Annotated in this window: 27 protein-coding genes and 2 pseudogenes; 26 read left to right on the top strand and 3 right to left on the bottom strand. The window is 72.3% G+C overall.

Annotated elements, in window-relative coordinates; translation table 11 throughout:
* The 13 genes from ACFQWG_RS05265 (at nucleotide 1) to ACFQWG_RS05205 (ending at nucleotide 10585) form a co-directional block, all read left to right on the top strand.
* Nucleotides 1-1119 carry an amidohydrolase family protein gene (locus ACFQWG_RS05265; RefSeq protein ID WP_380972834.1) on the top strand — a complete coding sequence of 373 codons (1119 nt, stop codon included), beginning with the start codon at nucleotides 1-3 and terminating at the stop codon, nucleotides 1117-1119.
* A 199-nt stretch (nucleotides 1120-1318) separates the two neighbouring features.
* Nucleotides 1319-1756, top strand: coding sequence for a 30S ribosomal protein S16 (gene rpsP, locus ACFQWG_RS05260; RefSeq protein ID WP_291495873.1), 438 nt, complete (start codon nucleotides 1319-1321; stop codon nucleotides 1754-1756).
* Nucleotides 1757-1758: 2 nt separating this feature from the next.
* Nucleotides 1759-1998 carry an RNA-binding protein gene (locus tag ACFQWG_RS05255; protein ID WP_291495871.1) on the top strand — a complete coding sequence of 80 codons (240 nt, stop codon included), beginning with the start codon at nucleotides 1759-1761 and terminating at the stop codon, nucleotides 1996-1998.
* Between the two features lie 105 nt (nucleotides 1999-2103).
* A complete protein-coding gene (rimM, locus tag ACFQWG_RS05250; protein ID WP_380976243.1) occupies nucleotides 2104-2643 on the top strand; it encodes a ribosome maturation factor RimM in 540 nt (179 codons plus the stop codon).
* Nucleotides 2643-4049, top strand: a complete 1407-nt coding sequence (trmD, locus tag ACFQWG_RS05245) for a tRNA (guanosine(37)-N1)-methyltransferase TrmD (RefSeq protein WP_380972830.1) — start codon at nucleotides 2643-2645, stop codon at nucleotides 4047-4049. Before rimM ends, trmD begins: the two co-directional genes overlap by 1 nt.
* Before the next feature lie 178 nt (nucleotides 4050-4227).
* Nucleotides 4228-4587, top strand: coding sequence for a 50S ribosomal protein L19 (rplS, locus tag ACFQWG_RS05240; RefSeq protein WP_380972827.1), 360 nt, complete (start codon nucleotides 4228-4230; stop codon nucleotides 4585-4587).
* Nucleotides 4588-4664: 77 nt separating this feature from the next.
* Complete coding sequence (gene lepB / locus ACFQWG_RS05235) at nucleotides 4665-5396, top strand: signal peptidase I (RefSeq protein ID WP_380972824.1); 732 nt, start codon at nucleotides 4665-4667, stop codon at nucleotides 5394-5396.
* Nucleotides 5397-5458: 62 nt separating this feature from the next.
* Nucleotides 5459-6079, top strand: a complete 621-nt coding sequence (locus ACFQWG_RS05230) for a ribonuclease HII (protein WP_380976241.1) — start codon at nucleotides 5459-5461, stop codon at nucleotides 6077-6079.
* Nucleotides 6076-6378 (top strand): DUF2469 domain-containing protein, encoded by a 303-nt coding sequence (locus ACFQWG_RS05225; protein WP_291495860.1) that lies wholly within the window; start codon nucleotides 6076-6078, stop codon nucleotides 6376-6378. Before ACFQWG_RS05230 ends, ACFQWG_RS05225 begins: the two co-directional genes overlap by 4 nt.
* A gap of 108 nt (nucleotides 6379-6486) precedes the next feature.
* On the top strand, nucleotides 6487-6891 hold the full coding sequence (locus ACFQWG_RS05220; protein ID WP_380972821.1) for a YraN family protein: 405 nt from the start codon (nucleotides 6487-6489) through the stop codon (nucleotides 6889-6891).
* Entirely contained in the window at nucleotides 6888-8453 is a 1566-nt protein-coding gene (locus tag ACFQWG_RS05215; RefSeq protein ID WP_380972818.1) for a YifB family Mg chelatase-like AAA ATPase, read from the top strand. The genes ACFQWG_RS05220 and ACFQWG_RS05215 overlap by 4 nt, the downstream gene beginning before the upstream one ends.
* Nucleotides 8437-9639, top strand: a complete 1203-nt coding sequence (dprA, locus tag ACFQWG_RS05210; protein ID WP_380972816.1) for a DNA-processing protein DprA — start codon at nucleotides 8437-8439, stop codon at nucleotides 9637-9639. The genes ACFQWG_RS05215 and dprA overlap by 17 nt, the downstream gene beginning before the upstream one ends.
* Complete coding sequence (locus ACFQWG_RS05205) at nucleotides 9623-10585, top strand: tyrosine recombinase XerC (protein ID WP_380972813.1); 963 nt, start codon at nucleotides 9623-9625, stop codon at nucleotides 10583-10585. Before dprA ends, ACFQWG_RS05205 begins: the two co-directional genes overlap by 17 nt.
* Nucleotides 10586-10605: 20 nt before the next feature.
* Here the strand turns inward: ACFQWG_RS05205 and ACFQWG_RS05200 are convergent, their stop codons facing one another.
* The 3 genes and pseudogenes from ACFQWG_RS05200 to ACFQWG_RS05190 all read right to left on the bottom strand — a co-directional run.
* On the bottom strand, nucleotides 10606-11109 hold the full coding sequence (locus ACFQWG_RS05200) for a M23 family metallopeptidase (protein ID WP_380972811.1): 504 nt from the start codon (nucleotides 11107-11109) through the stop codon (nucleotides 10606-10608).
* A gap of 96 nt (nucleotides 11110-11205) precedes the next feature.
* Nucleotides 11206-12027: a DMT family transporter gene (locus ACFQWG_RS05195; protein ID WP_380976239.1), complete on the bottom strand. Its 822-nt coding sequence runs from the start codon at nucleotides 12025-12027 to the stop codon at nucleotides 11206-11208.
* Nucleotides 12003-12158: pseudogene (locus tag ACFQWG_RS05190) on the bottom strand (DMT family transporter); the annotation flags it as partial. The pseudogene ACFQWG_RS05190 and the gene ACFQWG_RS05195, both read right to left, overlap by 25 nt.
* Nucleotides 12159-12493: 335 nt before the next feature.
* Between ACFQWG_RS05190 and rpsB the strand changes: the two are divergent.
* The 13 genes and pseudogenes from rpsB (at nucleotide 12494) to ACFQWG_RS05125 (ending at nucleotide 26045) form a co-directional block, all read left to right on the top strand.
* Nucleotides 12494-13411 (top strand): 30S ribosomal protein S2, encoded by a 918-nt coding sequence (gene rpsB / locus ACFQWG_RS05185; protein ID WP_380972809.1) that lies wholly within the window; start codon nucleotides 12494-12496, stop codon nucleotides 13409-13411.
* Nucleotides 13412-13441: 30 nt separating this feature from the next.
* Complete coding sequence (gene tsf / locus ACFQWG_RS05180) at nucleotides 13442-14272, top strand: translation elongation factor Ts (RefSeq protein ID WP_380972806.1); 831 nt, start codon at nucleotides 13442-13444, stop codon at nucleotides 14270-14272.
* Between the two features lie 96 nt (nucleotides 14273-14368).
* Complete coding sequence (pyrH, locus tag ACFQWG_RS05175) at nucleotides 14369-15136, top strand: UMP kinase (RefSeq protein ID WP_380972804.1); 768 nt, start codon at nucleotides 14369-14371, stop codon at nucleotides 15134-15136.
* A 2-nt stretch (nucleotides 15137-15138) separates the two neighbouring features.
* Complete coding sequence (frr, locus tag ACFQWG_RS05170) at nucleotides 15139-15696, top strand: ribosome recycling factor (protein WP_380972802.1); 558 nt, start codon at nucleotides 15139-15141, stop codon at nucleotides 15694-15696.
* Entirely contained in the window at nucleotides 15696-16586 is an 891-nt protein-coding gene (locus tag ACFQWG_RS05165) for a phosphatidate cytidylyltransferase (protein WP_380972799.1), read from the top strand. The genes frr and ACFQWG_RS05165 overlap by 1 nt, the downstream gene beginning before the upstream one ends.
* Nucleotides 16587-16593: 7 nt before the next feature.
* On the top strand, nucleotides 16594-17898 hold the full coding sequence (gene rlmN / locus ACFQWG_RS05160; protein ID WP_380972796.1) for a 23S rRNA (adenine(2503)-C(2))-methyltransferase RlmN: 1305 nt from the start codon (nucleotides 16594-16596) through the stop codon (nucleotides 17896-17898).
* Entirely contained in the window at nucleotides 17895-18446 is a 552-nt protein-coding gene (locus ACFQWG_RS05155) for a DivIVA domain-containing protein (protein ID WP_291495835.1), read from the top strand. Before rlmN ends, ACFQWG_RS05155 begins: the two co-directional genes overlap by 4 nt.
* 2 nt (nucleotides 18447-18448) lie before the next feature.
* Nucleotides 18449-19725 (top strand): annotated as a pseudogene (gene dxr / locus ACFQWG_RS05150) (1-deoxy-D-xylulose-5-phosphate reductoisomerase).
* On the top strand, nucleotides 19722-20966 hold the full coding sequence (locus ACFQWG_RS05145) for a M50 family metallopeptidase (protein ID WP_380972793.1): 1245 nt from the start codon (nucleotides 19722-19724) through the stop codon (nucleotides 20964-20966). The pseudogene dxr and the gene ACFQWG_RS05145 overlap by 4 nt, the downstream one beginning before the upstream one ends.
* Before the next feature lie 105 nt (nucleotides 20967-21071).
* Nucleotides 21072-22169, top strand: coding sequence for a 2-hydroxyacid dehydrogenase (locus tag ACFQWG_RS05140; protein ID WP_380972790.1), 1098 nt, complete (start codon nucleotides 21072-21074; stop codon nucleotides 22167-22169).
* Between the two features lie 3 nt (nucleotides 22170-22172).
* The gene (locus ACFQWG_RS05135) at nucleotides 22173-23012 is read left to right on the top strand and encodes a class II fructose-bisphosphate aldolase (protein ID WP_380972788.1); all 840 of its coding nucleotides are present in this window, start codon (nucleotides 22173-22175) and stop codon (nucleotides 23010-23012) included.
* 134 nt (nucleotides 23013-23146) lie between these two features.
* Nucleotides 23147-24481, top strand: a complete 1335-nt coding sequence (locus ACFQWG_RS05130; RefSeq protein WP_380972786.1) for a GntP family permease — start codon at nucleotides 23147-23149, stop codon at nucleotides 24479-24481.
* Nucleotides 24482-24521: 40 nt separating this feature from the next.
* The gene (locus ACFQWG_RS05125; protein ID WP_380972783.1) at nucleotides 24522-26045 is read left to right on the top strand and encodes an FGGY-family carbohydrate kinase; all 1524 of its coding nucleotides are present in this window, start codon (nucleotides 24522-24524) and stop codon (nucleotides 26043-26045) included.
* The last annotated feature ends 11 nt before the right edge of the window (nucleotides 26046-26056 follow it).

The following is a 26056-nucleotide window of genomic DNA, read 5'->3' as shown; positions in this document are numbered from 1 at the left end:
GTGGCGCTGGAGGGACGTGCTCTGTGGCGCGAGGCGCCGGGGGAGACCCCGGTATGGGTGGACGGGACGTGGACGTGGGAGGACGGACGCCTCCACCGCGTGACCGGCCCGGGAGAGGGACGGGATCGCGACGAGGCCGTCCCCGCCTGTTGGATCGTGCCCGGCATGGTCGACGTCCACTGCCACATCGGCATCGGGCCCTCGGGCCCGGTGGGCCGCGAGGAGCAGGAGCGCCAGGCCCTGGCCGACCGCGACTCCGGCGTCCTGGCCGTGCGAGACTGCGGGGTGCCCGTGGACGACTCCTGGGTCCAGGGCCGCCCCGACCTGCCGGTTCTCGTGCGCTCCGGGCGCCATATCGCGCGGCCGAAACGCTACACGCGGGGTCTCGCCGTCGAGTTGGAGGACCCGGGCGACCTACCCGGGGAGGTCCTCCGGCAGGCCCGGGCGGGCGACGGCTGGGTCAAGCTCGTGGGCGACTGGATCGACCGAGCGGGCGGCGCCGAGTCCGACCTCGATCCCCTGTGGCCCCGGGAGATCCTCCGGGACGCGGTGGCCGCCGCCCACGAGGAGGGCGCCCGCGTGGCCGTGCACTGCTTCTCTCACCGGGTGGTCGACGATCTCCTGGAGGCCGGCGTCGACGACATCGAGCACGGCACCGGCATGGACGACGACCAGATGGCCGAGGCCGCTGCGCGCGGCGTCATGGTGACCCCCACGCTCGTCCAGGTCGAGCTCTTCGGCTCCTTCGCCGACCAGGCCGGCCGGCGCTACCCGCGCTATGCGGCGACGATGCGCGCGATGCACCGGGAGCGGCGCGCCCACGCCGAGCGGCTCTTTGGCTCCGGCGTGTGGATCCTGCCCGGCATGGACGCCGGCGGCTACCAGCCGCACGGCGAGCTGGCGCGCGAGCTCGCGCTGTGGTCGCGTGCCGGCATGTCTCCGGACCGCATCCTCGCGCATGCGACATGGCGGGCCCGCGACGCCCTGCGGGTGGACTCGCTCCAGGAGGGGGCTCGCGCCGACCTGCTGGTCCTGGACTCGGACCCGACGGCGGATCCGGGAGCGCTCGCCCGGCCGCGCGCCGTCGTCCTGGGCGGGCGGGTCGTCGTCGGCGGGTGACGGATCGCACGGGGGCGTCGGCGCGCGGGGCGGCGCCGATGCTTGGGGCCCCGCGGTTTCCGTGGCACAATGAACTCTTGTACCCGGCGCGTGCGGACCCTCTCTCCGCCCGACGTCGTGTCCAGGAGCGCTCACCGATCCGTGACCCACCGGTGACGTGCGCGGTCCACCCGAACACGAAACAGGAGTGACCACACCAGTGGCAGTTCGCATCCGTCTCAAGCGCATGGGCAAGATCCACGCGCCTTTCTACCGTGTCGTTGTCGTGGACTCGCGCAAGAAGCGCGATGGCCGCGTGATCGAGGAGGTGGGCGTCTACGATCCCACCCGTGACCCCTCGGTCATCCGGATCGACTCCGACCGCGCCCAGTACTGGCTGTCGGTGGGCGCCCAGCCCTCCGACCAGGTCCGCAACCTGCTGGTCCTCACCGGCGACATCGCCAAGTTCCACGGCAAGAAGGACGCGGTCTCCCGCGTCAAGGTCTCCGAGGCCGACAAGGCCGCGCAGGCCGCCGACGCGGTGAAGGCCGCTGAGGACGCGGCGGAGAAGCGCAAGGCCGCCGAGTCCGCCAAAAAAGCCGAGGAGCAGGCTTCCGCCGAGCCCGCCGAGGCCGAGTCCCCGTCCGAGGACGCCTGACCATGCTGGTCGACGCGCTGGAGCATCTCGTCGGCGGCATCGTCGACCACCCGGAGGACGTCCGCGTCTCGTCGCGCAACCAGCGGCGCGGCGAGCTCCTCGAGGTCCGCGTGAATCCGGAGGACCTCGGGCGGGTGATCGGGCGCGGCGGGCGCACGGCCCGCGCGCTGCGCACCGTCATGGGCGCGCTCTCCACGCACGGGCCGGTCCGTGTCGACGTCGTCGACACGGACCGCGAGTGACCGGCGGAACACGAACCAAGAGAAGGGGCCCGGGAGCGATCCCGGGCCCCTTCCGCGCGCGCCGGTAGGATGGACCGGATGGACGGAATCGAACGTGGGGGTGCCATGGAACTGAGGGCGGCTGTGGTCGGGCCGGCGCACGGGCTGCACGGCGAGGTTGTCCTGGATGTGCGCACCGACTCCCCGGGGCGCCTCAGCCCCGGATCGGAGCTGCGCACGTCGGATCCCCGGTGGCCGACCCTGACGGTGGCATCCCTGCGCACCCAGAAGAGCCGCGTCTACGCCGGCTTCGAGCAGGTGCTCACCCGCGAGGACGCCGAGTCGCTGCGCGGAGCGGAACTCCTAGTGGAGGCCGTCACGGAGGAGGACGCGTGGTACCCCCATGAGCTCCAGGGGCTGCGGGCCGTCACCCCGCGGGGCGAGGAGCTCGGAGAGGTGGCCGGGCTGCAGGCGGGGGCCGCCCAGGACCTGCTGCTCGTGCGCCGCGACGGACGCACCATCATGGTGCCCTTCGTCCGCCAGCTCGTCCCCGTCGTCGATGTCGAGGGCGGGCGCGTCGTCATCGACGCGCCCCCCGGGCTCTTCGAGGACGAGGAGGGTCCCGCCGACCTCGGGACGTCCCGGGGCCCGGGAGACGCCCGCTGATGCGCGTCGATCTGGTGACGATCTTCCCCGCCTACTTCCATGTCCTGGACTTCTCCCTGATGGGCAGAGCCCGGGAGGCGGGACTGCTCGACGTCGTGGTCCACGACCTCCGGGGATGGACCGCGGACCGGCACCGCACCGTCGACGACGCGCCCTACGGCGGGGGAGCCGGCATGGTGATGCGCGCCGACGTCTGGGGGCGCGCCCTCGACGAGGTGCTCGCCGCCCCTCCCACGCCGCCGGAGGCGGATGAGGAGGGCGGGGACGCCCCCGAGCCCGTCCTCGACCCCCACGCCCCGCCCCGGCGTCGCATCCTGGCCTTCCCCACGCCCAGCGGCGTGCCCCTCACCCAGGCGATCGCCCAGGACCTGGCCGGAGCGGACCAGCTTGTCATCGCCTGCGGGCGCTATGAGGGCATCGACCAGCGGGTCGCCGACCACTACCGCGACCAGGAGGTCGAGGTCCTCGAGTACTCGATCGGGGACTACGTGCTCAATGGCGGCGAGGCCGCCGCCCTGGTCCTCGTCGAGGCGGTCGCCCGCCTGCTTGACGGCGTGCTGGGCAACCCGGAGTCCCTCGTCGAGGAGTCCTACTCGGCGGCGGGGCTCCTCGAATATCCCGTCTACACCCGTCCGCGCTCCTGGCGGGGGATCGAGACGCCAGAGGTCCTTCTGTCGGGGGACCACGCGCGCATCGCCCGATGGCGACGCGACCGCTCGCTGGTGCGCACCGCGCGCCGACGCCCCGACCTCATCGACGCCCTCGACGCGAAGGACCTCGACGGGCGCGACCGGGAGGTCCTCGCCGGCGCCGGACGCGTCCTCGTCCCCCGACGGGCGGACGTGTCGCTGCGCCCGGCCCGCCGCGACGAGGCGTCGGAGCTGGCCCGTCTGGCGCGCGACACCTTCCCCCTGGCCTGCCCGCCGCACCTGGGGGAGGCGGACATCGAGGCGTTCCTCGGCCGGCACCTCTCCGAGGAGGTGTTCGACCGCTATCTCGCAGATCCCGGCGATCACCGGATCCTCGTCGCCCAGCTGCGCGAAGAGGACCCCCAGCTCATCGGGTACACGTGCACGATCCTGGGAGGGACCGACGGCATGCCCGCCGACCTGGTGCGGCCCGGGCGCATCGAGCTCGGCGCCGCCTACCTGTCGAAGTGCTACGTGCGGGCGGAATGGCACGGCTCGGGCGTGGCGGGCGCGCTCCTGGAACGGGCCGTGGCCGACGTCGAGGCGCGGGGGCGCAACTCGCAGGTCGTCCTGGGCACGAACATCGCGAACCGGAGGGCGCGGCGCTTCTACCGGCGCCACGGGTTCTCGGTCGCGGGACGGCGCACCTTCATGGTCGGGGACACGCCGAACATCGACGACGTCCTCGTGCGCAACGTCACGCCCTCCGTCGCCTGAGCGCGGGGCCCCTCCCTTGGGACGAGGGCCCGAGGTGTGGCAGACTTGGCCGTCGGGCCCGGCGCGGCGCAGCCTGCCGCAGGGGGACGCCGAGGCGTCGGACCCGCACATGAGGAGCAGGCCCCGAGCCTGCCGGATCGACGTGGCTGGCCTGCGGCAGACGCGTTGAGGAGTGAACATGCAGAAGCTCGACGCGGTCGACGCGGCCTCGCTGCGCGACAACATCCCGAACTTCCGTGCCGGCGACACCGTCAAAGTGCACGTCAAGGTCGTCGAGGGCAACCGGTCCCGTATCCAGATCTTCCAGGGCGTCGTCATCGGCCGCCGGGGGCACGGGGTGTCGGCCACCTTCTCCGTCCGCAAGATCTCCTTCGGCGTGGGCGTCGAGCGCACCTTCCCGGTGCACTCGCCCTCGATCGACCACATCGAGATCGTCTCCCGCGGCGACGTCCGTCGCGCGAAGCTGTACTACCTGCGCGATCGCCACGGCAAGGCCGCGAAGGTCAAGGAGTACCGCGACTACGCGACCGAGGAGTGATCTCAGCCGGGTCCGGCGCCTCAGGCGCCGGACCCGGTCCCAGCATCCGGGAGGCACCGGGGGAAGGGCGGGCGCACATGGTGGACGGGGCGCGGCACGCCGCCGGTCCGCGCAGGGAACCGGCCGGGGAGGGCGGGGGCGCCCTGTCTTGGCTGCGCGAGCTCGGGCTCGTCGTCCTCATCGCCGTCGTCATCTCCTCCCTGCTGCGGGCCTTCGTCGTGCAGGTCTTCTGGATCCCCTCGGAGTCCATGCACGACACGCTGGTCGAGGACGACCGCATCGCCGTCCTGCGCCTGCCGCACTGGACCGGCGACATCCAGCGCGGCGACGTGGTGGTGTTCAACGACTCCCTCGGCTGGCTGCCGGCCGTCGACTCCGGGGGGATCGCGGGCGCGCTGCGCTCAGCGGGGGAGTTCATCGGCTTCGTGCCCGCCAACGGGGAGCAGACCCTGGTCAAACGCGTCATCGGAGTGGGCGGCGATCGCGTGGCCTGCTGCACGGCCGCCGGGCGCCTCACGGTCAACGGCGTCGCCGTGGACGAGCCGTACCTGGCGGACGGCCAGGCGCCCTCGACGATCCCCTTCGACGTCACCGTCCCCGAGGGCACCCTGTGGGTGATGGGGGACAACCGCGGGCACTCCGCGGACTCGCGCTACCACATGGGCGAGGGCGAGACGCCCTTCGTCCCGGTCGGCGATGTCGTCGGTCGGGCTCGCTGGGTGATCTGGCCGATCGGGCACTGGACGGGCCTGGGCGGACGCGAGGCCTTCGACGAGGTGCCGGACGCCGAATCGGGCGCGGCGAGGTGAGGAGCACCGCCGGACGCGAGGTCGAGCTCTCCCTGGCCGCCCGCTTCGGCGCGGTCGCCGGCATGGACGAGGTCGGCCGGGGCGCGCTGGCCGGGCCGGTCGCCGTCGGCGTGGCCGTGGTCGACGCCGGATGCTGTGCGCCGCCGGAGGGCCTCGCCGACTCGAAGATGCTCACGCCCAGACGCCGTGAAAGGCTGTGCGAGCCCCTCACGCGGTGGCTGCTGGGGTCCGCGGTGGGCTGGGCGGACTCCCGGGAGGTCGACGCCCACGGCATCGTCGTCGCGCTGCGGCTGGCGGGCAGGCGGGCCCTGGCCAGCGTGCGCGAGGCGGGGCTCTCTCCCGGCGTCGTCCTGCTGGACGGCTCCGCCGACTGGCTGAGCGCCCCCGGATGGGAGAAGCTGGGCGTCCCCGTGGTCACCCGGGTCCGCGCGGACGCCACCTGCGCCGTCGTGGCGGCGGCCTCCGTGCTCGCCAAGGTGGCCCGCGACGCGTGGATGCGCGACGTCGACGATCCCGGGTACGACTGGGCGCGCAACAAGGGATACGCCTCTCCCGCGCACGTTCAGGCGCTCTCCGAGCTCGGCCCCAGCCCGCTCCACCGCGTGTCCTGGCACCTGCCGGGCGCGGCTCCCTCCCCGTCGATGACCCCCGGGGCCTCCGGATCGGGCATGATGGTCCCGTGAGCAGTGAGGACATCGAGGGCTACGAGAATGCGCTGGAACTGGAACTCTTCCGCGAGTACCGCGACGTGGTGGGCCTGTTCAGCTATGTCGTGGAGACGGAGCGCCGGTTCTACCTGTGCAACAAGGTCGATGTGCAGGCCCGCCCCGTCGGGCAGGACGTCTTCTTCGAGCTGACGCTCACCGATGCCTGGGTCTGGGACATCTACCGTTCCTCGCGCTTCGTGAAGTCCGTCCACGTCATCACCTACAAGGACGTCAATGTGGAGGAGCTGTCCAAGCCGGAGCTCGATATCCCCTGACGCCCCGTCCACAAGCGGCCCGGAAGGCCCCGATCCGTCCACATCCGAGACGCCGGTCGGTGGCCCGCGGCCCGGCGGGACTGCGAGGGTGTGCGCGGAGGTGACGCCATGCGCACAGAGCGCAGACGAGAACTGGGACAGGCGGGCGAGGCGCTGGCAGCGAATCTGCTGACGGCCCGCGGCCTGCGCATCCTCGATCGGAACTGGCGCGACGGACGGCGCGGCGAGCTGGACATCGTCGCCTTCGACGTCGCCGTCGGGCAGGTCGTCGTCGTCGAGGTGCGCACCAGGACGGGCGACCGGTACGGCTCGGCGCTGGAATCCGTCGGCCCGGCGAAGCTCGCCCGCGTGCGGCGTCTCGCCGCCGCCTGGCTGGCGGCCCACGACGTCCATGGGAACGTCCGCTTCGACGTGGTCGCCGTGACCGTGCCCTGGCGGGGAGGGGCCGCTCCGGCGTCCGGGGACGCGCTGGCGCAGGCCACGATCGACTGGGTGAGGGGCGTGGCCCCGTGAGCGCCGCATCGGTGGCGGCGACCCTCGCGGTCAGCCTCGTCGGGCTCGAGGGCCATCTCGTCGAGGTGCAGACCCATGTCGGGCGCGGGCTGGTCGCCTTCACCCTGGTCGGGCTGCCCGACGCCTCGGTCAGGGAGGCGCGCGAACGCGTCCGTGCGGCGCTGCAGTCATGCGGGACGGAGGTGCGCGACCGGCACATGACCGTCAATCTCTCCCCGGCGGGACTCCCCAAACACGGATCAGGCTTCGACCTCGCGATCGCGATGAGCGTGCTGGCCGCGAACGGCGGCATCTGCGCGGCGGCCGCGGCGGACGCCGTCATGCTGGGCGAACTGGGTCTGGACGGGGCGCTCAGACCGGTGCCCGGCATCCTCCCGTCACTCATCGAGGCCGCCCGCGAGGGCGTGAGGCGTGCCGTCGTCCCTGCGGCCTGCGTCGCCGAGGCGCGCCTGGTGCCCGGGATCGAGGTCCTCGGGTTCGACCACCTGGCGGAGGTCGTCACCTGGGCGGGAGGGCGGGCCGAACGCCCGCGCCTGCTCGGACCGCCCGGCGGGCCCGCGGAGCCCAGGGACATCGCCCCCGCGCAGGTCGGGCCGTCCCTGGACCTCGTGGACGTGCGCGGACAGGCTCTCGGACGGCGGGCGCTGGAGGTGGCGGCGGCTGGCGGGCACCATCTCTTCCTCATCGGGGAGCCCGGGGCCGGCAAGACGATGCTGGCCTCCCGGCTCGCCACCGTCCTGCCGGAACTGGACGACCAGACGGCCGTCGAGGTCACGGCGCTGCACTCCGTGGCCGGGGCTTTCGACCCCTCCGGGGGGCTCATCCGCACGCCCCCGGTGGAGCGCCCCCACCATTCGGCCACGATGCAGGCCCTCATCGGAGGCGGAGGCGGCGTGCCCCGGCCGGGCGCCGTGTCCCTCGCCCACGGCGGCGTCCTGATCCTCGACGAGGCGGCCGAATTCCCGGCGAAGGCGCTCGACGCGCTGCGCCAACCCCTGGAGCAGGGAACCGTGACGATCCACCGGGCGCTGGCCACAGCCCGTTATCCGGCCGCCTTCCAACTGGTCCTGGCCACGAACCCGTGCCCATGCGGATACCGGGACTCCCGGAGGGGGTCGTGCACGTGCACCGCCCTGCAGCGCCGACGCTATCTCTCGCGCCTGTCGGGTCCGTTGCTGGACCGCATCGACATCCAAGTCGCCATGCGCGCGCCCACGCGCGCCGACCTGGCCCTGGACCGGGCGGACACCTCGGCGCGCGTGCGCGAGCGGGTCACGCGGGCGCGTCGGCGGGCCGCCCGGCGGTGGGCGGGCACCCCGTGGGCCCTCAACAGCCGTCTGCCCGGCACCTGGATCCGGGAGCACGCGCCCTTGGAACCGTCGCTGGCGGCCGACCTGGACCGGTGGGTCGACCGGGGCAGGATCAGCCTGCGCGGAGCGGACCGGGTTCTGCGGCTCATGTGGACCCTCGCCGACCTCGACGGACGGGACCGACCCGACGACCGCGACCTGGGAGAGGCCATGACGCTGCGAACAGGGGACCGCGATGAGCGCGCCGCCTGAGGATCCGAGGCTGGCCTGCGCGTGGTGGTGCGCGGTCGCCGAGCCGGGAGACGCCCATGCGAGTGCCCTGCGCGCCGCGCTGGGAGATCCCGCGGCCATCGAGTGGGCGCTGCGCCCGGAGCCGGGGCCTCTGCCCGACGGCCTGGCGCGCGACGGGCGGGGAGGCTCCCGCAGATTCGAGGAGGCCTGGGCGCGCTGGAATCCGCGCGCCCTCGTCGCGGACCCCCTGGGCGACCTGGAGGCCCTCGAGCGCCTGGGCGGCAGGATCGTCATCCCCCAGGACGCGGAATGGCCCGCGTCGCTGGACGACCTGGGAGGGCTGCGCCCCCATGCCCTGTGGGCCCTCGGGGCGCCCGTCGGCGGCGGGGACGCGGTCGCCGTCGTCGGGTCCAGGGCGGCCACCGACTACGGCGAGCACGTCGCCGCCGACATGGGCCTGGAACTGGCGGAGCAGGGGATCGATGTGGTCTCGGGCGGAGCCTTCGGCATCGACAGCGCCGCCCACCGCGGGGCGCTCGCGGCGCGGGGAGGGCGCACCCGTGCGGTCATGGCGGGCGGTCTGGGCCGCCTCTACCCGGCGGCGCACGCCGACCTGTACGACCGCATGGTCGCGGCCGGGGGAACGATCCTCTCCGAGGTCCCGCCGTCATGGCGGCCCGCGAAATGGCGTTTCATCGGGCGCAACCGCGTGATCGCCGCGATGGGCTCGGCGACGGTCGTCGTCGAGGCCTCCGAACGCTCCGGGGCGCTGTCCACGGCGCGCCGCGCGATGGAGCTGGGCCGCCACGTGGGCGCGGTACCCGGGCCGGTGACCTCCGGGTCCTCGCGCGGATGCCACCTGCTCCTTCGGCAGGGGGCGGCACTGGTGCGGGATGCCCGCGACGTCATGGAGCTCATCAGCTCCTTCGCCCTGATCGGACAGGAGCCGGTCCCCGGGGCCCCGGTGGCGGGGGACCGCGGGTCGGACGCCCTTCCCACCGGTCAGCGCCGGGTCTGGGAGGCGCTGCCGGCGCGCCGCGCAACCTCGGTGGACCGCCTGATCCGTGCCTCGGGAATGTCCCAGCGGGACGTCCTCTCCGCCCTGGGCCGCCTCGAGGTCGAGGGGTGGGTGGAGTCCGGTCCCTCGGGGTGGGCGCGTCTCCCGGGACACGGCGCCTACCATGGGCGCCATGACGACGTCACCTGAGCGCGCGGAGCGCACCGGGGACGACGGGGCCGCGGTCCTGTCCCGATGGATCCGCCATCTCCGCGACGGGCGGGGCCTGTCCCCGCACACGGTGGCGGCCTACTCCGCAGATGTCGAGTCCCTCTTCCGGCACCTCGGCCTGGACCCGTCGCCGACGGCGGAGGACCTCCGCGCCCGCGTGACGACCAGGTCCCTGCGGTCGTGGCTCGCTGCGCTGTCGGAGGGGGGAGCCGCCCGCTCCACGGTGGCCCGGCACATGGCGTCGCTGCGCGCGTTCACCTCCTGGGCGCATGAGCACGGTGTGCTGTCCCGGGATCCGGCGCTGCTCCTGTCGGCGCCCCGGCCGGACCAGCGCCTGCCGGAGGTCCTGGATCGCACCTCCGTCGACGGGCTCCTGGACCGCGCCCGGGCGGAGGCCCTCGAGCAGCCCGGCCGGGCGGACCCGGTGAAGGTGCGCGACTGGTCGATCGTCGAACTGCTCTACGCCACCGGGATCCGGGTGGCAGAGCTGTGCGCCCTGGATGTCGGCTCTCTCATGCCGCAGACGCAGACCCTTCGGGTCATCGGGAAGGGCGACAAGGAGCGCGTCGTCCCCTATGGGGATCCGGCGGCGCGCGCCCTGGAGATCTGGCTGGAGCGGGCCCGGCCCGCGCTGGTGACCTCCGGCAGCGGCGCGGCCCTGTACCTTGGCGCCCGCGGAGGCCGTGTCGACCAGCGCGTCGTGCGCGGCGCGCTGCACCGGCTGGCGGCCCGTGCCGGCGTCCGCGACCTGGCCCCCCATGGCCTCCGGCACACCGCGGCCACCCACCTGCTCGAGGGGGGCGCCGACCTGCGCGCGGTCCAGGAGCTGCTGGGGCACGCCTCGTTGCAGACCACGCAGCGCTACACGCATGTGGACGCCCGGAGGCTGTCGGAGGTCTACCGGCGGGCCCATCCGCGCGCCTGAGCGGCTCCCCCGCGCTCCGCTCACCCCTCCCAGGGTTTGAGGACCACGCGGGAGACCAGCATCCGCAGGGGATCGACGTAGCGCTCGCGGCCGATCCTGGCGCCCCAGTGCAGGGCCCCGGGGGAGTGGCCGGCTGCGACCGTGGCGATCGCCTGCCCTCGCGACACGTGCTCGCCCGCGGAGACCAGGGGGTCCACGGGCTCGAAGGTCGAGCGCACCTGGCCGTGCTGCAGGGAGACGACACCGCGGTCGACGACCGTGCCCGCCTGGACGACGGTGCCCTCTGCCGGGGCCCGCACGGTGGCGCCCACCGCGACATCGAGATCGACGCCGCGGTGGCCGGACAGCCACGGCTGCTCCGGCGGGTCGAAGGAGCGGACCACGGGGACCGGGCCGTCGGTGGGCCAACTCCACGGCTGGTGGGCGTCATCAGGTCCTCCGGCGCCCGCGGGCTCGGCGGCGGCCGCCAGCGCGAGCACGCACGCGGCCATCGTCAGGCTGATCAACCGTACCGGTGTGCGCATGCGGACATGGTCGCGGAACGCGCCTCCCGGCGCCAGCGCCGCGGTGCGGACTGTGGAGAGCCCGGCGGGCCCCCAGGTCCTGTGGACGGGAGAAGGTCAGCCGAGCCGCGTGAGCGCCGCCCCCGCCAGCATGACGAGCACGGCGGCCACCTGGATGGGACGGGTCCGCGTGGGAGCGGTCCCGAACCACCCGAAGCGGTCGACCAGGAGACCGCCGATGATGGACCCGGTCAGCGTGAGGAGCACGGTCAGTCCGGTGCCGACCCGCCCGGCGAGATAGACGTTCCCGAGCACGAAGGCCCCTCCCAGGAGGCCGCCCATCCACATCCACCACGGGTTCGCCGCCCCCTCGGGTCGGGAGAGCCTCAGCGGCGTGCGCAGGACCGCCACGATGACGGCCAGGACCAGCGAGCCGACGGCGAAGGAGGTGAACGCCGCGGCGACGGGCGAGCCGAGGACCTGACCCAGGTGGGCGTTGATCGCCGTCTGGCAGGCCGAGAGCATGCCGGAGACCAGGCCCAGCCCGCGGGCCGACCATGTGGCGGCCGGACCGCCGCGCGGGCCCCGCCCGTCGTCGCCGCCCCGTGCGGGGAGAGGGGACGCCCTCGGCGTGAGGACGACGGCCCCCACGACGCCCGCGGCCACCAGGAGCGCTCCGACCGACCGCGGGACGCCGAGGGGCACCACCCGACCGTCGAACCACCCGTTGGCGTCGATGAGCAGCCCCATCGCGATCTGCCCGAACACGGGGATGACAACGGTCTGGACGGCGCCGAGGACGGGGAGGAGCAGGAGGTTCCCGGTGAGGAAGACGACGCCGAGGATGCCTCCGGCCCAGATCCACGCGGGCTGGTCGGAGAGGACGCCGACGGCGGGTCCGGGGAAAAACGCGAGGCCAGGGTGACGACGCCCAGGCAGGCGGCGCCGACCGTGAAGGACGCCAGCGAGGCGACGAAGGGAGACCCCGTCGATCTGCGCAGGCGCGCGTTGATGCTCGTCTGGACGGGCAGGCCCATCCCGAGCGCGATGCCGATCAGCGCTGTGAGCACGGATCCCCCTTCCTCGATGTCCCCGCACACAGTACGGGGCGCGGAGGCGGGCCGCCGTGGGGACCCGGGTCACATGCGGTGGCGGAGGGGGAAGGCCTCCGCGTGGACTACACTTGACGCGGCGTCCGCCCTCGCGGCGGATGACTTCGCGCGTCATTTCCGTTCCCGACCCGGTGCGATCCGGTCCCACGGGACGGGGCGCGGCCGCCTGGGTCCCCTCGGGGTGGCGGTCGGCCATGGCGCCAGGATCCGGCGCGGGACCTCCGCCCGGGTGACAACCGAAAGCGGGCACGATGTGCCCATGGCCTGCGCATCCGCGCAGGGAGAGGACGATCATGGCAGTCGTCACCATGCGTCAGCTGTTGGAGGCGGGTGTCCACTTCGGGCACCAGACCCGCCGGTGGAACCCGAAGATGAAGCGGTTCATCCTCACCGAGCGCAACGGCATCTACATCATCGACCTCCAGCAGACGCTGGCCGATATCGACATCGCGTACGACTTCGTCAAGGAGACGGTGGCCCACGGCGGCACCGTCCTGTTCGTCGGCACGAAGAAGCAGGCGCAGGAGGCCGTCGAGGAGCAGGCCCGTCGCGTGGGCATGCCCTACGTCAACCACCGCTGGCTCGGCGGCATGCTGACGAACTTCAACACGGTCTCCAAGCGCCTCCAGCGCCTCAAGGAGCTCGAGCAGATCGACTTCGACGACGTGGCGGCCTCCGGGCGCACGAAGAAGGAGCTGCTCATGATGCGCCGCGAGAAGGACAAGCTGCAGCGCACCCTGGGAGGCATCCGTGACATGGCGAAGGTCCCCTCCGCCGTGTGGATCGTCGATCCGAAGAAGGAGCACCTCGCGGTCTCCGAGGCCCGCAAGCTCTCGATCCCGATCGTCGCGATCCTGGACACCAACGCGGACCCGGACGAGGTCGACTACCGCATCCCGGGCAATGACGACGCGATCCGCGCCGTCTCGCTGCTCACCCGCGTCGTGGCCGACGCCGTCGCAGAGGGGCTGCTCGCCCGCTCCGAGGCCCGCAAGCCCGCTGCTGAGGGCGTCGAGGACGAGGGCGCCCAGGAGGGCGCCGCCGAGCCGCTTCCCGAGTGGGAGCGCCAGCTGCTCGAGGGTGCCGAGGCCGCCGAGGGATCCTCGCCGGCCGGGGACGCCGCCTCCGAGACGGAGCCGGTCCCCGAGCCGGGCACGGCCACGGCTGAAGAGCCCGCCGAGGACGCCGCCCCCGAGACTGCTCAGGACTGAATGACTTCCCTCCCGAAAGGAGACAGATCGATGGCGAACTTCACCGCCGCCGACGTCAAGGCGCTGCGCGAGCAGACCGGCGCCGGCATGATGGACGTCAAGAAGGCCCTCACCGAGGCCGACGGGGACAAGGACAAGGCGCTCGAGCTCATCCGGCTCAAGGGGCTGCGCTCGCTGTCCAAGCGTGAGGACCGCGTGGCCTCCGCCGGGCTGGTCGCCGCCACCGTCGTCGACGGCACGGTGGGCGTCATGGTCGAGGTCAACTCCGAGACCGACTTCGTGGCGAAGAACCAGAAGTTCATCGACTTCGCGCAGAAGGTCCTCGACGCCGCTGTGGCGTCCGGGGCCGCGGACCTCACGTCCCTGCTGTCCGCGCCCTCGGGCGAGGGAACCGTGCAGGACCTCGTCAACGGCATGGGCGCGGTCATCGGCGAGAAGATCGAGGTGCGCCGCGTCGTGCGCGTCGAGGGCGGCCACGTCGACCTCTACCTGCACCAGACGAGCCCGGACCTGCCCGCGCAGGTGGGCGTCTTCGTGGTCACGGACGCCGCCGGCGCCTCCATCGCCCACGACGTCGCGATGCATATCGCCGCCTTCCAGCCCGCCTACCTCGATCGCGACCACGTCCCGGCCGAGGTTCTGAACAAGGAGCGCGCGACGCTGGAGAAGCTGACCCTCCAGGAGGGCAAGCCGGAGAAGATCGTCCCGAAGATCGTCGAGGGTCGCCTCAACGCCTACTTCAAGGACAACTGCCTGGTGGACCAGGACTTCGCCCGCGATCCGTCGAAGACGGTGGGCCAGGTCCTCAAGGAGGCCGGCGCGACGGTCACGGACTTCGTCCGCGTCCACGTCGGAGCCTGAGGCGCCGGTGATGGCCCCGCCCCTCAAGGGGCGGGGCCATCACGACACCGACCACTCATCACGACACCGACCACAATGCGGGCGAAGGAGCAATCGATGACCCCCAGGACGGACCGACGGGTCCTGCTGAAACTGTCCGGCGAGGCGTTCGGGGGCGGGCACGTCGGCCTGGACCCCGTCGTCGTGCGGGGCATCGCCGAGCAGATCGCCACCGCGGTGCGCGGCGGCGTCCAGGTCGCCGTGGTCGTGGGCGGCGGGAACTTCTTCCGCGGGGCGGAGCTCTCGCGAGCCGGCATGGACCGCGCCCGCGCCGACTACATGGGCATGCTGGGCACGGTGATGAACGCGCTCGCCCTCCAGGACTTCGTCGAACAGGCGGGCGTGCCCTGCCGCGTGCAGAGCGCGATCGCGATGCAGCAGGTCGCTGAGCCCTACATCCCCCTGCGCGCGATCCGCCACATGGAGAAGGGGCGGGTCGTCGTCTTCGGCGCCGGTGCCGGCATGCCGTACTTCTCGACGGACACCGTATCCGCCCAGCGCGCGCTGGAGACCCACTGCGATGAGCTCCTGGTCGCGAAGAACGGCGTCGACGGCGTCTACGACGACGACCCGAACGCGAACCCCCAGGCCCGCAGGCTCGACTTCGTCACCTATGCCGACGCCCTGGCCCAGGGGCTCAGGGTGGTCGACGCCGCCGCCTTCGCGCTCAGCCAGGACAACGGCCTGACGATGCGCGTGTTCGGCATGGCGGAGCCCGGCAACGTGACCCGCGCCCTCATGGGCGACAGAATCGGTACGCTGGTGTCCGCCGCACCCGCACCGCGCGGGTCCGCGCACGGCGATTCGGCACAGGCGAAGGAGTAACGGTGATCGACGACATCCTGCTCGAGGCAGAGGACAAGATGGACAAGGCGGTCGAGGTCGCGCGGTCCGACTTCGGCGCGATTCGCACGGGGCGCGCGAACGCGGCGATGTTCCAGCAGATTCCCGTGGAGTACTACGGGGTCCCCACGCCGATGCAGCAGCTGGCCTCCTTCCAGATCCCCGAGGCTCGCACCGTGCTGATCTCCCCCTTCGACCGCACCGCGACCCAGGAGATCCTCCGGGCGCTGCGGGAGTCGGATCTGGGCGTCAACCCCACCGATGACGGCAGCGTCGTGCGCGTGGTCCTCCCGGCTCTCACCGAGGAGCGCCGCCGCGAATACGTCAAGCAGGCCAAGGCCAAGGCCGAGGACGCTCGCGTCTCCGTGCGCGGCGTGCGCCGCAAGGCCAAAGAGCAGCTCGACCGGCTCAAGAAGGACGGCGACGCCGGAGAGGACGAGGTCGACCGCGCCGAGAAGCATCTCGAGTCGATCACCAGGGAGCACATCGACACCATCGACGGGCTCCTTGCCGGCAAGGAGAGCGAGCTGCTGACGATCTGATGGCCGACGACTCCGCCAGGTCCCTCCTCGACCGCGTTCTGCGGCCGGGTCCCAGCCGGGACCATACGCCGCTAGCCGCGACGGGACGCGCCGGGCGGAACCTCCCCGCCGCCGTGACGACCGCGGTGGTGCTCGTGGCCGCCGTGGTGCTCACCCTGTGGCTGTTCCAGCCGGGGTTCATCGCGCTCGTCGTGGTCCTGGCGCTGGGGGCCGCCTGGGAGCTGGGCGGCGCCTTCGCCCGCATCGGCGTGTCCGTGACGATGCCCCCGATCTACGTCGGGACCATCGGGATCCTCGTGTCGGCGTGGACGCTGGGACTGGAGGCGACGCTGATCGCGATGTACCTGACGGTGTTCGTCGTCATCGCCTGGCGCCTGCTGGACGGCTCGGCCGACGGACGCGTGCGCGACGTCGTCACCTCGGTGTTCACCGTCGTCTACGTGCCCTTCCTCGCTTCCTTCGTCGTGCTCCTGCTCGCCGCCTCGCGCTCGGCGTGGATGGTGGCGGCCTTCATCGCGGTGACGATCTCGAACGACATCGGCGGATGGGCGGCGGGCGTGCTGTTCGGGCGGCACCCGATGTCGCCGGGGATCTCCCCGAAGAAGTCGTGGGAGGGCTTCGCGGGCTCCGTGCTGGCCTGCTGCGCGGTGGGGACGGGCGCGATGGCGCTGCTGGGCGCCGACTGGTGGTGGGGCCCGGTCCTGGGGGTGGCCTCGGCGCTCGTCGGCACGGTCGGCGATCTCACGGAGTCGACGATCAAGCGTGAGGTCGGTCTCAAGGACATGTCGAACATCCTGCCCGGGCATGGCGGGATCCTGGACCGTCTGGACTCGCTGCTGATGACGGCGCCCGTGTCCTACCTCGTGCTGCGCGCGGCGATGGGGGGATGATGGGGCCATGGCGCTGACGAATTCACCGGTGCGGCCGCAGACCGCCCGTGGGCGGGCCCTCGAGGCCCCCCGCGGCCCGGCGCGGCCCGAGGTGCGCCCGAGCGACCAGCCACCCGAGGGGGCGAGCGCCCCCGGGGCGCGCCCGGTCCTCTCCTTCACGGCGGCACGACGCGGCAAGGCGCCCGCCCATCTGGCTGACCTGGATCTGGCGGGGCGCAAGGGTGCGCTGCGCCGGGCGGGCCTGCCGGCGTTCCGCGCCGATCAGCTCTCCCGCCACTACTTCGACCGCTACGTCGCCGAACCCGGGGAGATGAGCGACATCCCGGCGTCGATGAGGACCGCGGTCGCGCAGTTCCTCCCGCCGCTGGTCACCGAGGTGACGGCGCTGCAGGCGGATGAGGGACGGACGGTCAAGCACCTGTGGCAGCTCTTCGACGGCGCCCGGGTCGAGTCCGTGCTGATGCGCTACCCCGAACGGACGACGCTGTGCGTCTCCTCCCAGGCGGGCTGCGGCATGGCCTGCCCCTTCTGCGCCACCGGGCAGATGGGGCTCGCGCGCAACCTGTCGACCGCGGAGATCATCGACCAGGTCCGCTTGGCCCATCGAGCCTGCGCGGCGGGTCGGCTCGCCGGCGGGCCGACCCATTTGTCCAATGTCGTGTTCATGGGCATGGGGGAGCCTCTGGCCAACTACCGCAATCTCATCCAGGCCCTCCACCGCCTGGTCGACCCCGCCCCCGAGGGCTTCGGGATGTCAGCCCGCGGCATCACGGTGTCGACCGTGGGCCTCGTGCCCGCCATCGGCAGGCTCGCGCGGGAGGGTCTGCCCGTCACGCTCGCCGTGTCCCTGCACGCGCCGGACGACGACCTGCGTGACGAGCTGATCCCGATCAACTCCCGTTGGAAGGTCGGCGAGCTGCTCGACGCGGCGCGGCACTACTTCGTCGCCACCGGACGCCGGGTCTCCATCGAGTACGCGCTCATCAAGGACATGAACGACCAACAATGGCGGGCACAGCTCCTGGCGGACGAGCTCAACGCCCGCGGCCACGGCTGGGTCCACGTGAACCCGATCCCGTTGAATCCCACGCCTGGATCCATCTGGACGGCGTCGACGCGCCACGCACAGAATGTGTTCGTGGAGACGCTGCGTGCCAGCGGCATCCCCACGACGATCCGCGACACCCGCGGATCCGACATCGACGGCGCCTGCGGCCAGCTGGCCACGGCGGTGCAGGACCGAGAGCGCAGGCGCGCGGGCCGGGCCCCGACCCCCGCAGGCACACCGGCGGACACACAGGAGGCACGATGAACGACGCGTTCCCGGGCGTCAGCTTCTTCCGGAAAGGGTACGACCCGGACCTGGTCGACCAGTTTTTCGAGGAGGCGCGCCGCGCCTACGAGGGAGGCGTGCCGGCCGAGCGCTTCAGCGCGGAGCAAGTGCGCCAGGCGACGTTCCCGCTCAAGCGGCACGGATACCGCATCGACGCCGTCGATGCGGCGATGAACCGGCTCGAAGCGGCCTTCGTCCAGCGCGACCGCGCGGACCACATCGCGGTCAACGGGGAGTCCGCCTGGTACGAGCGGGTCGCCGACCGCGCGACGACGCTCTACCCGCGCCTCCTGCGGCCCCGGGGGGAGCGCTTCGCGCATCCGGAGCGCGGTCGCGGCTACGACGCGGAGCCGGTGGACGATCTGCTGGACCGCCTCGCGGACTACTTCGACGACCGCGCCGAGATCACCGCCGACGAGATCCGCCACGCGGTGTTCCCCGCGCGCAAGGGATCGCGCGCCTATGCGGAGGGCGCGGTGGACGCCTACCTGGGTCGCGCCGTCGAGATCCTCCTGGCGGTCAGCTGACGATGCCCCGGACCGCGCCCCGGCAGGGGGACCTGCCCGGCGGGACCCCCCGCGACGTGGTCCTGCTCGGGTCGACGGGCTCGATCGGCACGCAGGCGCTCGACGTCATCGCCTTCCATCCCGGACGTTTCCGGGTGCGCGGGCTCGCCGCCGGGGGTGGGCACCTTGAGCGTCTCGCGGACCAGACGGCCAGGTGGCGCCCCGAGGTCGTGGCGCTGGCGGCGGGGACGCCCTCGTCGCTGCGCCAGCTGCTGGGCGCGCGCCACCCGGGGCTCGCCGTCGAGGGCTATCATCCCGAGATCCTGGTGGGGCCGCAGGCGGCGACCCAACTGGCGGGCTCCTTCCCCCGTGCGACGGTGCTCAACGGGATCACCGGGGGAGTGGGCCTGGAGCCGACGCTGGCCGCGCTGCGCGCGGGGGCCACGCTCGCGCTGGCCAACAAGGAGTCGCTGGTGGTGGGCGGGGCGCTGGTCCGGCGCGCGATGGTGCGCCCAGGCCAGATCGTGCCCGTCGACTCGGAGCATTCCGCGATCGCCCAGTCCCTGGCCGCGGGCGTCCACGAGCGGGGTCTGACCTCGCCCGTCGTCAGCGGGCGCAGCGAGGTGGCGTCCCTGGTCCTCACCGCCTCCGGGGGCCCGTTCCGCGGACGGACGAGGGCGTCCCTGGCCGAAGTGACGCCGGGGGAGGCGCTCGCGCACCCGACATGGTCGATGGGCCCGGTGGTGACGATCAACTCCTCGACCCTGGTGAACAAGGGTCTGGAGCTCATCGAGGCCCACCTGCTCTTCGACCTGGATCCCGAGCGCATCCTCACGGTCGTCCACCCCCAGTCGGTGGTCCACTCGATGGTGACGTGGCGCGACGGGGCGACCATCGCCCAGGCCTCCCCCCCGACATGCGTCTGCCGATCGCCCTGGGCCTCGCCTGGCCGGAACGCCTCGCCCACGTCGAGGACCCGCTGCGCTGGGACGCCGCGCAGGCGTGGACCTTCGAGCCGGTCGACGCCGAGACCTTCCCCGCGATCGGGCTGGCGCGGCACGCCGTCTCCGCCTCGGCCACCCACCCCGCGGTGCTGAACGCCGCCAACGAGGTCCTGGTCGACGCCTTCCTGGGCGGACGGCTCCCGTGGCTGGGGATCGTCGACGCGCTGACGGAGGTCGTCGAGGCCCATGAGGGCGTGGCGGATCCGACCCTGGAGGAGATCCTCGCGGTCGAGGACTGGGCGCGGGCGCACGCCAGGGAGGCCGCGGGCCGCCGCCGGGAGGGACGGGGCGCGTGAACTCGCTGGTCGGGATCCTCGTCGTCGTGGCCGGGGTCCTGGCCTCGATCGCCCTGCACGAGCTCGGGCACCTGATCCCGGCCCGGCGCTTCGGCGTCCATGTCCCCGAGTACTCGGTCGGCTTCGGGCCGGCGCTGGCCCGGCGACCGTGGCGCGGAACAACCGTCGTGCTCCGGGCGATCCCGCTGGGCGGATACGTCCGCATCTCCGGCATGTTCGCCCCCGCGCGCCCCGGCACCCGCGTGACGAACCGCAGGAGCCGACCGACCCTGGCCGAGCAGGCCCGCCGGGCCAGCAGCGAGGAGATCCCCGAGGGCGCCCGCGCCTTCCACGAGCTGCCCGCCTCCCGCAAGGCGGTCGTCATGCTGGGCGGGCCGGCGGTCAACCTCTTGATCTGCGTCGCGCTGGTCGCGGCGGTCCTGCTGGGCATCGGCCGGGCGACGCCCTCGACCACCCTGCAGGGCGTGGAGGACGCGGTCGCCACGGCATCGGGGGAGACTATCCCGGCTCCTGCCCGCCAGGCCGGGATGCGCGCGGGGGACACGGTCCTTTCGTGGTGCCAGACGGACACCCCGACCTGGGACGACGTCCGCGGGGCGATCGCCGCCTCGGAGGGAGCGCCCTGCCCGGTGGACGTCTCCCGGGACGGGGATCCCGTGGAGCTCACGGTCACTGCGGTGCGGGGCGCGGACGGCGGATGGGTGGCGGGCATCGTCGCGGGCGAGGACTATGCGCCAGCGACGCTCGCGCAGGCCGGCGAGGCCGTGTGGGAGCTGTTCACCGGTACCCTCGGCGTCATCGCGCGGCTCCCGCAGGCGATGTGGGACGTCGCGGTGTCGACGGCGACCGGCGCCCAGCGCGACCCCGCGGGCGTGATGTCCGTGGTCGGGGTCGGTCGGCTGGCCGGCGAGATCACGGCGACGGGTGCGGCGGGCACGGGCGCCGCGGCGGGCGGCTGGCGGCAGACCGCCAGCGCGCTGGCCTCGCTCCTGGCCTCGCTCAACATGGCCCTGTTCGTCTTCAACCTGATCCCTTTGCCGCCCCTGGACGGAGGACACGTCGCGGGCGCCGTCCACGAGGGCGTCCGCCGGACATGGGCGCGCTTGCGCGGCACGCCGGATCCGGGGCCGTCCGACACGGCGCGGCTCATGCCGCTGTCCTATGCGGTCGCGGCGGCGCTCATGGCGATGACCGTCCTCCTGATCGTCGCCGATGTGATCGACCCGCTCACTCTCACCTGAGGAGGACCGACCGCCTCCCCAAAGAATGATTGACATAGTCAGTCTTGGCAACATAAGATGACCACGTTCGTCAGTTTATGTTGCTGAGTGTGTGGAGGAACGTCAATGAAGACCGTCAAGGCGCTGCTGCTGGGCGATGCCATGATCCCCGTCGGAGGCTTCGAGGCCGCGTGGGCGAAGCATCTGTCCGGGTTGGGCGACCAGATCGTCGCCGATGACTGGGAGTCGGACTGGGGCGAGCTCCAGCACCGCCGCCTCGAGGTCGAGAAACGGGGGCCGGAGATCGAATCCGTGCCCGAGGCCGCCCTCGGCGCCGGATCGGATGCGGAGATCCTCGCCGGGCTGTTCGTCCCCGTCTCCTCGACGCTCCTCGACGCGATGGCGCAGCTGCGGCTCGTCGGCGTGTGCCGCGCCGGAGTGGAGAACGTCAACGTGGAGGCGGCGACGCGACGGGGGATTGCCGTCTTCCACGTCATGGGGCGCAACGCCCACGCCGTCTCCGACTACGCCATCGGGATGATGCTGGCCGAGGCGCGCAACATCGCCCGAGCCCACCAGGCGGTGAAGTCGGGGACGTGGAGGAAGACCTTCTCCAACTCCGACATCGTCCCCGAGCTCCACGGCCGCACGATCGGGCTGGTCGGCTTCGGGCACATCGGCGCCCTGGTCGCGCGGAAGCTGTCCGGGTTCGACGTCGACATCATCGTCCACGACCCCTTCGCCGACGAGACGGCGCTGAGGTCGGCCGGCGTGGAGCCCGTCGGGCTGGACGAACTCCTGGAGCGCTCGGACATCATCTCCCTGCATGCGCGCCTGAGCGACCAGAACAAGGGGATGATCGGCGCCGCTCAGATCGCGCGGATGAAGCCGACCGCCATCCTCGTCAACACGGCGCGCGCGGGTCTCATCGACGAGGGCGCCCTGGCGGCCGCCCTTTCGGACGGGAGGATCGCCGGAGCCGCCCTGGACGTCTTCGAGACCGAGCCGATCCCGGAGGACAGCCCGCTGCTGGGCCTCGACAACGTCACCCTCACCACTCACCTCGCGGGCACCACCGCCGATGCGCTGACGAACTCGCCCTACCTGCTCATGCAGGACATCGCGCGCCTGCTCGCCGGGGACGCCCCCCAGGGCCTGGTGAACCCGGGGGTCCTGGACGATCCGCGCTTCGCCGAGTGGCTCAGCGCCGTCAGGGAGGGCTGAGCCATGGTCCGCAACCTGACGCCCCTGCTCGACGAGGCCCGCACGGAAGGGCGGGCGATCGGCAGCTTCAACGTCTACTCCTATGAGACGGTCCGCGGCGTCCTCGAGGCCGGGGCCTCCACGGGAGCGCCCGTCATCGTCGCCTTCGGCGAACGCTACCTCGCGCAGCTGGATCTTGAGACCGTCGTCGCCATGTGCCGCGCGGTCGCCCGCGTCGTGCCCGCCGACCACGTCATCCACCTCGACCACTGCAAGTCGGAGGACAACGTCTACCGCGCGATGCGGGCGGGCTTCACCTCCGTGATGTTCGACGGGTCCGCCCTGCCCTTCGAGGAGAACCTCTCCCGCACGAGGCGGGTCGTCGAGGTCGCGCATGCGCTGGGGGTCAGCGTCGAGGCCGAGCTCGGCTCGCTCTCGGCGGCGGCCGACTCGCAGGAGGGCGATCGGGACTCCCGCCAGATCTACACGGATCCCGGACAGGCGGCGCTGTTCGCCGGGGAGACGGGCGTCGACGCGCTGGCGGTCTCCATCGGGACGGTCCACGGCTCCTACAAGGGCACGCCCAAGATCCGGGTCGACGTCCTGAAAGAGATCCGCCGGAGCACGCCGGTCCCCCTCGTCCTCCACGGGGGGTCGGGCACGCCGCCGGACGTCCTGCGCGAGTGCATCGCCGAGGGCATCACGAAGATCAACGTCAACACGGAGATCTCCGCCTCGGCCGTCCAGCGCCTCCGGGACAGCCTGGCCGGGCAGCGGGCCCCGCATCTCTCGACGCTGTCCGGGGTCGTCGTCGATTCGGTCCGGGGAACCGTCGAGGAGCAGATCGGCCTGTTCACCCGCTGACCGGCCGGCCGGGCCGACGACGACCCGCCCGAGCCCCCTCGCGCCGCCGCGAGCGGGGACGGGGTGCGGCGCCCCGATGGGCGCCGCACCTGCAAGACCAGAAGAGCAATGGAGCTTGTGAAAGGTATGAGCCAATGAATGTCACCTACCTGATGGCGATCCTCCTCCTGTCGATCGTCCTCATCGTCTTCCTCATCATGAAACTGAGGCTCAACGCCTTCGTCGCGCTGACGATCGCGGGCCTGGCGCTGGGCATCGCGGCGGGGATGCCGCTGTCAGACGTGGCGGTCTCCTTCCAGAACGGCATGGGGAGCACACTGGGCTTCCTCGCCACGGTCCTGGGCCTGGGCACGATCCTCGGCAAGATGCTCGAGGTCTCCGGCGGAGCCCAGCGGCTCGCCCAGACGCTCGTGCGGGTCTTCGGAGAGAAGCGGGCGCCCTGGGCCATGATGGTCGTCGGCTTCCTCTGCGGCATCCCCGTGTTCTTCCAAGTCGGGTTCGTCCTGCTGATCCCCGTGATCTTCAGCATCGCCAAGCAGGCGAACATGTCGCTGGTGAAGATCGGCATCCCGGTCGTGGCCTCCCTGATCACCGTCCACGCGATGGTGCCCCCGCACCCCGCGGCGCTGGCGGTCGTCAACCAGCTCGGCGCCGACGTCGGGACCGTCATCGTCCTCAGCCTGCTCGTGGGCATTCCGGCCGTCATCATAGCCGGTCCGGTCTATGGGAACTGGGTCTCCCGGAGGACGGTGACCGATCCGCCCGCGGACCTCGTCATCGACGAGGTCATCCCCGAGGAGAAGCTCCCCGGCTTCGGGATCACGCTGTTCACGATCCTCCTGCCGATGATCATCATGGTGGTCAAGACCATCGTCGACCTGCTGGCGCCCGAGGGCGCCGCCTACCTCGGCTTCGTCGACTTCGTCGGCAACCCGATCACGGCCCTGCTGCTCTCGGCGCTGTTCGCCTACTGGTCTCTGGGACTCGCGCGCGGGATGAACATGGAGCGCATCGGGAAGCTCACGGAGGAGTGCTTCAAGCCGGTCGCCTCGATCCTGCTGATCATCGGCGCCGGCGGCGCATTCAACCAGGTCCTCCAGGACTCCGGCGTGGGCGATGCGCTGGCGGAGGTCCTCACGGACATCCACCTCAGCCCGATCGTCATGGCATGGCTCGTCGCCCTGGTCATGCGCTTCGCCGTGGGCTCCACCACGGTCGCGATGGTGACGTCGGCGGGCATCGTCGCGCCGCTGATCGCCAGCAGCGGCGTGAGCCCCGCCGTGATGTGCCTGGCCGTGGGGGCCGGCGGCATCGGGCTGTCCCACGTCAACGATTCGGGGTTCTGGATCGTCAAGGAGTACTTCGGCATGCCGCTGAAGGACACCTTCAAGACGTGGACGGCGGCGACGACGATCGCCTCCGTCATGGCCCTGCTGGGAACGCTCCTCGTCGGCCTGGTCGTCCGATGACGGCGGCGTGCGCGCGATCCCGGAGAGAGGACACACACCGATGAGCGGCGAAGATCATGTCATCGCGCTGGACGTCGGCACGATGAGCATCAGGGCGATCATCTACACCACGGACGGCAGGGCCCTGTTCGAGTCGTCCTACGAGTACGAGGCGAAGTTCACGCCCCCCGGCCTCGTCGAGCAGGACCCCGCCGACTGGCGCCTGGGGCTCCTCAACGTCCTCGCGGAGGCGGGCGCCTACGCCAGGGAGCACACCCTGGCGATCGCCTGCCTCGCGATCACCTCCCAGCGGGCCTCGGTCATCCCCGTGGACGCCACGGGGTTCCCGTTGCACCACGCCGTCACGTGGCAGGACAAGCGGAGCGCGCCTCAGGTCGGGACCCTGGTCGAGGCGATGGGGTTCGGCGAGCTCTACCGGCTCACCGGCCTCCGCCCGAACCCGTACTTCTCGCTGCCGAAGATGATGTGGTTCCGCGAGGAGCGTCCCGACGTCTACCGGAGCGCGGAGAAGCTCCTGGGCGTCCAGGACTACGTCGTCTATCTGCTCACCGGGCAGTTCGTCACCGACTGGACGCAGGCGGCCCGCACGATGCTCCTCGACATCGAGACCTTCGAGTGGGAGCAGTCGATCCTCGAGGCCTCGGGCATCGACTCCTCGAAGCTGCCCGACCTCGTCGCGCCGGGATCCAGCGTGGAGGGGGGGCTCCGCCGCAGCATGGCCCGCCCCGTCAACCTCCCCGAGGGCCTCCCCGTCATCGTCTGCGGCGGCGACCAGCAGTGCGCCGCCCTCGCGCTCAACGTCTTCTCGGCCGGCCACGCCGAGGCGAACACCGGGACGGGCACGTTCACGATCGCCCACTCGGAGCGCCCCGCCCACCACGCGGAGGCGAAGATCCTGTGCAGCGCGTCCGCCGTGCCCGGCAAGTGGATCCTCGAGGCCGGCGTCTTCAACACCGGCGCGATCTACCGGTGGCTTCGGGGCCACTACGGCGGGCCGGCCGCGATCGGCTACCCGCAGATGGACGCCCTGGCCGCGGAGTCCCCGATCGGCGCCAACGGGGTCGTCCTGCTCCCGCACTTCGAGGGCTCGGCGGCTCCGAACTGGAACGACCTGGCCAAGGGCGTGCTCTTCAACCTCTCGATCGGCACGTCCCGCGGCGACATCTGCCGGGCCGTCCTCGAGGGAATCAGCCTGGAGATCGCCGAGAACCTCGAGATCATCGAGGGGGCCGCAGGCCCCGTCGACGAGCTGACCGTCGCCGGCGGCATGTCGACGTCGCCGGTGTTCAACCAGATCCAGGCCGACGCGACGGGGCACGCGGTCATCCGGTACGAGAACCCCGAGGCGACCTCCCTGGGCGCGGTGATGTCGTCCCTGGTGTCCCTGGGGGCCGCCGGCACCTACGAGGAGGCGTTCCGCACCGTCTGCCCGGGAGAGGGCGCCCGGTTCGTCCCGGAAGCCCACGCCCACCAGACCTATCGGGAGATCCTCGACAGGAGGCGCGTCCTCTATACGGCGCTGGACCGGGGAGGGGTCTACGAGCGCTTCGCCCCGGCCCTGTGAGCGCCGGGCCC

The sequence above is a fragment of the Schaalia naturae genome, assembly GCF_042665795.1.
In the GTDB taxonomy this organism is placed as follows: Bacteria; Actinomycetota; Actinomycetes; order Actinomycetales; family Actinomycetaceae; genus Pauljensenia; species Pauljensenia naturae.
Note: the sequence above shows the minus strand (reverse complement) of the source record. Positions and strands in the feature narration are given on the sequence as shown.

Excerpts from the sequence above, each read along its gene's own strand:
- ACFQWG_RS05130 (WP_380972786.1), top strand. The coding sequence starts at position 23,147 with ATGAATGTCACCTACCTGATGGCGATCCTCCTCCTGTCGATCGTCCTC.
- pyrH (WP_380972804.1), top strand. The coding sequence starts at position 14,369 with ATGACCCCCAGGACGGACCGACGGGTCCTGCTGAAACTGTCCGGCGAG.
- ACFQWG_RS05205 (WP_380972813.1), top strand. The coding sequence starts at position 9,623 with ATGACGACGTCACCTGAGCGCGCGGAGCGCACCGGGGACGACGGGGCC.
- lepB (WP_380972824.1), top strand. The coding sequence starts at position 4,665 with ATGGTGGACGGGGCGCGGCACGCCGCCGGTCCGCGCAGGGAACCGGCC.
- ACFQWG_RS05220 (WP_380972821.1), top strand. The coding sequence starts at position 6,487 with ATGCGCACAGAGCGCAGACGAGAACTGGGACAGGCGGGCGAGGCGCTG.
- ACFQWG_RS05135 (WP_380972788.1), top strand. The coding sequence starts at position 22,173 with ATGGTCCGCAACCTGACGCCCCTGCTCGACGAGGCCCGCACGGAAGGG.
- ACFQWG_RS05125 (WP_380972783.1), top strand. The coding sequence starts at position 24,522 with ATGAGCGGCGAAGATCATGTCATCGCGCTGGACGTCGGCACGATGAGC.
- dprA (WP_380972816.1), top strand. The coding sequence starts at position 8,437 with ATGAGCGCGCCGCCTGAGGATCCGAGGCTGGCCTGCGCGTGGTGGTGC.
- rimM (WP_380976243.1), top strand. The coding sequence starts at position 2,104 with ATGGAACTGAGGGCGGCTGTGGTCGGGCCGGCGCACGGGCTGCACGGC.
- rplS (WP_380972827.1), top strand. The coding sequence starts at position 4,228 with ATGCAGAAGCTCGACGCGGTCGACGCGGCCTCGCTGCGCGACAACATC.
- ACFQWG_RS05200 (WP_380972811.1), bottom strand. The coding sequence starts at position 11,109 with ATGCGCACACCGGTACGGTTGATCAGCCTGACGATGGCCGCGTGCGTG.
- tsf (WP_380972806.1), top strand. The coding sequence starts at position 13,442 with ATGGCGAACTTCACCGCCGCCGACGTCAAGGCGCTGCGCGAGCAGACC.
- ACFQWG_RS05140 (WP_380972790.1), top strand. The coding sequence starts at position 21,072 with ATGAAGACCGTCAAGGCGCTGCTGCTGGGCGATGCCATGATCCCCGTC.
- ACFQWG_RS05230 (WP_380976241.1), top strand. The coding sequence starts at position 5,459 with ATGGACGAGGTCGGCCGGGGCGCGCTGGCCGGGCCGGTCGCCGTCGGC.
- ACFQWG_RS05165 (WP_380972799.1), top strand. The coding sequence starts at position 15,696 with ATGGCCGACGACTCCGCCAGGTCCCTCCTCGACCGCGTTCTGCGGCCG.
- ACFQWG_RS05255 (WP_291495871.1), top strand. The coding sequence starts at position 1,759 with ATGCTGGTCGACGCGCTGGAGCATCTCGTCGGCGGCATCGTCGACCAC.
- rlmN (WP_380972796.1), top strand. The coding sequence starts at position 16,594 with ATGGCGCTGACGAATTCACCGGTGCGGCCGCAGACCGCCCGTGGGCGG.
- rpsB (WP_380972809.1), top strand. The coding sequence starts at position 12,494 with ATGGCAGTCGTCACCATGCGTCAGCTGTTGGAGGCGGGTGTCCACTTC.
- ACFQWG_RS05155 (WP_291495835.1), top strand. The coding sequence starts at position 17,895 with ATGAACGACGCGTTCCCGGGCGTCAGCTTCTTCCGGAAAGGGTACGAC.
- trmD (WP_380972830.1), top strand. The coding sequence starts at position 2,643 with ATGCGCGTCGATCTGGTGACGATCTTCCCCGCCTACTTCCATGTCCTG.